Annotated in this window: 2 protein-coding genes and 1 pseudogene; all 3 read right to left on the reverse strand. The window is 58.2% G+C overall.

Annotation, left to right across the window (positions count from 1 at the left end; translation table 11 throughout):
- Window positions 1-2117: outer membrane protein assembly factor BamA (gene bamA, locus OQK_RS05430; RefSeq protein WP_016771472.1), on the reverse strand; the 2117-nt coding region annotated here is incomplete at its 3' end.
- 74 nt (window positions 2118-2191) lie between these two features.
- Window positions 2192-3544, reverse strand: coding sequence for a sigma E protease regulator RseP (gene rseP / locus OQK_RS05435; protein ID WP_016771473.1), 1353 nt, complete (start codon window positions 3542-3544; stop codon window positions 2192-2194).
- 55 nt (window positions 3545-3599) lie between these two features.
- Window positions 3600-3865 (reverse strand): annotated as a pseudogene (locus OQK_RS05440) (1-deoxy-D-xylulose-5-phosphate reductoisomerase); the annotation flags it as partial.

Raw genomic sequence — 3865 nt, forward strand, 5'->3', positions numbered from 1 at the left:
CGCTGATCCTTGACGAATGGCAACGGGAACAGGACTTCTACACCGCCCTGGATCAGGACGTTACCACCGAACGGCAGCGGATCCTGGTCCGGATCAAGCGACGTGCCCGGGTTGGTGCCACGGCTCGGCGTACTGCGCGGGCCGAGGGTGCTGTCCTTGAAGCCACGAACCGAGTTGAAACCACCGGCATAGTAGTTTTCATAGAACGGCAGACCATCGGTCGAACCGTAACCGTCGCCATAACCGAGTTCGGAGTGCAGGCGCAGGGTGTAGTTTTCAGTGATTGGCTGAAACAGCTGACCACGGTAGTCGAGCTTGAAGAAAGACAGGTCGCTGCCAGGAATGGTGGTTTCCAGGGTCAGACTCTGGGAACGACCACGGGTCGGCAACACGCCTTTGTTCAGGGTCGACTCGGACCAACCGGCCGAGGCCTTGAAGTTCAGGTAGTTGTCGCCTTCCTTGTCGACGAAATCGAAAATCTCGTCAACGGTATAGCGACCGGTGTTGATCTTGTCCTGCTGAGCAGACAGACCGAAGGTCAGACGCGATGTTTCGCTGATCGGGTAGCCTACGTTGACGCCAGCGCCCAGGCTGTCGACGGCGTAGCTCGAGATATCGGCATCGAGTTCATCGTAGTCAGTGGTGCGATAGAACGCGTTGTAACCCAGGCTCACGCCATCAGCGGTCCAGTAGGGGTCAACGTAGCCGAAGTTGTAGCGGCTCTGGTATTCGCTGCGGGTCAGACCGATGCTGACGCGGTTACCGGTACCGAGGAAGTTGTTCTGGGTGATCGAGCCACCGAGGATCAGACCGGCGCTCTGGGCGAAACCGACGCTGGCGGTGATCGAACCGGAAGCCTGTTCTTCAACGGCGTAGTTCACATCAACCTGGTCGTCGACACCTGGCACGGCCGGGGTTTCAACGTTGACTTCCTTGAAGAAGCCCAGACGCTCCAGACGGGTCTTGGACTGGTCGATCAGGTAGGTCGAAGCCCAGCCGCCTTCCATCTGACGCATTTCACGACGCAGCACTTCGTCTTCGGACTTGGTGTTGCCACGGAAATTGATGCGGTTGACGTAGGCACGCTTGCCCGGATCGACAGCGAAGAGGATGTCTACAGTGTGGTCATCATCGTGCGGCTGAGGCACGCCGTTGACGTTGGCGAAGGTGTAACCCTCGTTACCCAGACGACGGGTGATCAGCTCGGAGGTGGTGGTCATCAGCTTGCGCGAGAACACCTGGCCCTTCTGCACAAGCAACAGCGACTTGATCTGCTCTTCAGGGACTTTCAGGTCGCCACTGAGCTTGACGTCACGAACGGTGTACTTCTCGCCTTCGGTGACGTTGACGGTGATGTACACGTGCTTCTTGTCCGGGGTAATCGATACCTGGGTCGAAGCGATGTCCATGTTGATATAGCCGCGGTCCAGATAGTAGGAACGCAGACGCTCCAGGTCACCGGAGAGTTTTTCACGGGCATATTTGTCATCGTTCTTGAAGAACGACAGCCAGTTGGTGGTTTTCAGTTCGAACAGGTCAGTCAGGTCTTCCTCAGGGAAAACCGTATTGCCTACCACGTTGATGTGCTGGATGGCGGCAACGGTACCTTCGTTGATCTTCACCTTCAGACCCACGCGGTTACGCGGCTGCGAAACCACTTCGGTGTCGACGGTAGCGGAGTAACGACCCTGGGCAACGTACTGACGCTGCAGTTCGTTACGCACACCCTCGAGGGTGGCGCGCTGGAAGATTTCGCCTTCGGCCAGACCGGATTGCTTGAGGCCCTTCATCAGGTCTTCAGTGGAAATCGCCTTGTTGCCTTCGATTTCGATACTGGCGACCGAAGGACGCTCGACGACGGTGATGACCAGAACGTTGCCTTCGCGGCCCAGCTGGATATCTTGAAAGAAACCGGTTTTGAACAACGCACGAGTGGATTCCACCAGGCGACGATCATCCGCCTGCTCGCCGACGTTCAACGGCAAGGCACCAAAGACGCTACCCGCGGAGACCCGCTGGAGGCCATTGACGCGAATATCAGAGATAGTGAAGGACTCGGCGTGAACTTCGGCGATCATCAATACGGTGAGAACCGCAGTTAGCAGCAGACGTTTCATGAAGTCCTTTCTTATTCCAACTGGCAATAAACAAACTGCCGCAAAATGCGGCAGATTCGCAATTCAGCGAAGCGTTACAGTCGACCCAGATCGTTGACCAGAGCAAGCAACATCACCCCGACCACCAAACTGATACCGATCTGTATCCCCCAACCTTGCACCCGATCCGACAAGGGGCGACCACGCACCCACTCGATCAGATAAAACAACAAATGCCCCCCATCCAGTACAGGAATGGGCAGCAAATTCAGAACGCCCAGGCTAATACTCAGATAAGCAAGGAAATTCAGGAAATCAGCGACGCCCGACTGGGCAGAAGCGCCCGCCACTTTAGCAATGGTTATCGGTCCACTCAAGTTTTTTACCGAGAGCTCGCCGAACAGCATTTTCTTCAGTGAATCCAGCGTCAGAATGCTCATGGTCCAAGTGCGACGGGCACCCTCGCCAATCGCGGCCAGCGGGCCATAACTGACCTCGCGGATCATTTCCGGCGGCCAGTCGATGGCTTTGACGCCCGCGCCCAGATAACCGCTTGGCGCTTTGCTTTCACCGCGCGCCGCCAGGGTCACAGGGACGTCGATTTGAGCATTGTCGCGCTCGATGCGCAGCATGATTTTGGTATCAGGACGCGTACGAACGGTATCGACCACTCGCTGCCAGTCATCGAGCGGCTGGCCATCAAGCGCCAGCAATCGATCGCCGGTTTTCAGCCCCGCCGCCTGAGCCGGACCTTTCGGGTCCAGCTCGGCAAGCACCGGCGGCAAGGCCGGACGCCAAGGACGAATGCCCAGCGAGCGGATCGGATCCGGCTCGTCGGCACCTTTCAGCCAGTTATCCAGTGCCAGCGTACGGGGCGATTCTGCCGTCGAACCCTGCTCGCGCACCAGCAATTGAATGGCGCCGCTCTCACCGAGACGGCGCACCAGTTGCAGATTGACCGCAGCCCAACCGGACGTTGGCTCACCATCAATCGAGACGATCTCCTGACCCGCGCTCAGACCCGCCCTGGCGGCAATGCTGCCAGACTCGACCGCGCCAATGACCGGACGCACTTGCTCGCTGCCGAGCATCGCCAAGACCCAAAAGAAGACTAACGCCAGCAGGAAGTTAGCAATCGGGCCAGCGGCAACAATGGCGATACGCTGACGTACCGATTTGCGATTGAACGACTGATCGAGTTGATCGACCGGCACTTCGCCTTCGCGCTCGTCGAGCATCTTGACATAGCCGCCCAAGGGAATCGCGGCGACCACGAATTCAGTGCCTTGCTTGTCATGCCAGCGCAGCAACGGCATGCCAAAGCCCACGGAAAACCGCAGAACCTTGACGCCACAGCGACGCGCGACCCAGAAGTGGCCGAATTCGTGGAAGGTGACCAGCACACCCAAGGCGATCAGGGTGCCGGCAATCATATAGAGCGCGCTCATCTACTTTCTCCGCAATCCTGTTCAGTGTCGCGTGTCGCCGTTGCGTTACAAAAAACTATCGGCCGTGCCGACTCAACCATTGCTCGGCCAGCAATCGCGCTTTCGCGTCCGCCGTAAATACGGCGTCGAGGTCGTGCAGCGCCAACACCGGCTCCAGATTCAAGACTTCCTCGATGATACTCGCGATTTCCAGGTAGCGAACCCGTCCGTCGAGAAACGCTGCCACGGCCACTTCATTGGCCGCGTTGAGCATCGCCGGCGCGCTGTCGCCAGCTTCGGCCGCCTGACGGGCCAAACGCAGACAGGGGAAACGGCTTTCAT

Source organism: Pseudomonas sp. R62 (assembly GCF_000257605.1).
Classification (GTDB): Bacteria; Pseudomonadota; Gammaproteobacteria; order Pseudomonadales; family Pseudomonadaceae; genus Aquipseudomonas; species Aquipseudomonas atacamensis.

Excerpts from the sequence above, each read along its gene's own strand:
- rseP (WP_016771473.1), bottom strand. The coding sequence starts at position 3,544 with ATGAGCGCGCTCTATATGATTGCCGGCACCCTGATCGCCTTGGGTGTG.